Source organism: Geojedonia litorea (assembly GCF_042654525.1).
Lineage (GTDB): Bacteria > Bacteroidota > Bacteroidia > Flavobacteriales > Flavobacteriaceae > Geojedonia > Geojedonia litorea.
Genome location: NZ_JBHSGP010000003.1, coordinates 1 through 1,301 on the forward strand (window position 1 = coordinate 1; position 1,301 = coordinate 1,301).

Consider the following 1,301-nt stretch of genomic DNA (forward strand, 5'->3'; position numbering starts at 1 on the left):
CGATGAAGCTACTAATGGTACCGATCCTTATGCCGCATCAGGCGATACAGATGGCGATGGTATAGATGATGATAATGAGATCAATAACGGGACAGACCAAAATGATCCTTGTGATCCAGCCCAAGCTACAGGTTACACTGGTTATGATGGCACAAATGCTATTTGGCAGGCTGCTGATTGTGATGGTGATGGCGTGACTAATGGCGATGAAGCTACAAATGGTACCGATCCTTATGCCGCATCAGGCGATACAGATGGCGATGGTATAGACGATGATAATGAGATCAATAATGGGACAGACCAAAATGATCCTTGTGATCCAGCCCAAGCTGCAGGTTACACAGGTTATGATGGCACAAATGCGATCTGGCAGGCTGCTGATTGTGATGGTGATGGCGTGACTAATGGCGATGAAGCTACAAATGGTACCGATCCTTATGCTGCATCAGGCGATACAGATGGCGATGGTATAGACGATGATAATGAGATCAATAACGGGACAGACCAAAATGATCCTTGTGATCCAGCCCAAGCTGCAGGTTACACTGGTTATGATGGCACAAATGCTATTTGGCAGGCTGCTGATTGTGATGGTGATGGTGTGACTAATGGCGATGAAGCTACTAATGGTACCGATCCTTATGCCGCATCAGGCGATACAGATGGCGATGGTATAGACGATGATAATGAGATCAATAATGGGACAAACGAATTTAATCCCTGCGATCCGGCCCAAGCTGTAGGCTATACAGGTTATGACCCTACTAACCTTAGGTGGCAAAATGGAGATTGTGATGGTGATGGCGTGACTAATGGCGATGAAGCTACAAATGGTACCGATCCTTATGCCGCATCAGGCGATACAGATGGCGATGGTATAGACGATGATAATGAGATCAATAATGGGACAGACCAANTGGTTATGATGGCACAAATGCTATTTGGCAGGCTGCTGATTGTGATGGTGATGGTGTGACTAATGGCGATGAAGCTACTAATGGTACCGATCCTTATGCCACATCAGGCGATACAGATGGCGATGGTATAGATGATGATAATGAGATCAATAATGGGACAGACCAAAATGATCCTTGTGATCCAGCCCAAGCTGCAGGCTACACTGGTTATGATGGTACAAATGCTATTTGGCAGGCCGCTGATTGTGATGGCGATAGCGTGACTAATGGCGATGAAGCTACTAATGGTACCGATCCTTATGCCGCATCAGGCGATACAGATGGCGATGGTATAGATGATGATAATGAGATCAATAATGGGACAGACCAAAATGATCCTTGTGA

General features: G+C 45.9%; 1 protein-coding gene and 1 pseudogene. Both read left to right on the top strand.

The annotated features are described in order from the left end of the window. Nucleotides 1-193: 193 nt before the first annotated feature. A complete protein-coding gene (locus tag ACFO5O_RS00015; RefSeq protein ID WP_465253847.1) occupies nt 194-976 on the top strand; it encodes a hypothetical protein in 783 nt (260 codons plus the stop codon). Beyond that, a pseudogene (locus ACFO5O_RS00020) lies at nt 973-1,301 on the top strand (hypothetical protein); the annotation flags it as partial. The gene ACFO5O_RS00015 and the pseudogene ACFO5O_RS00020, both read left to right, overlap by 4 nt.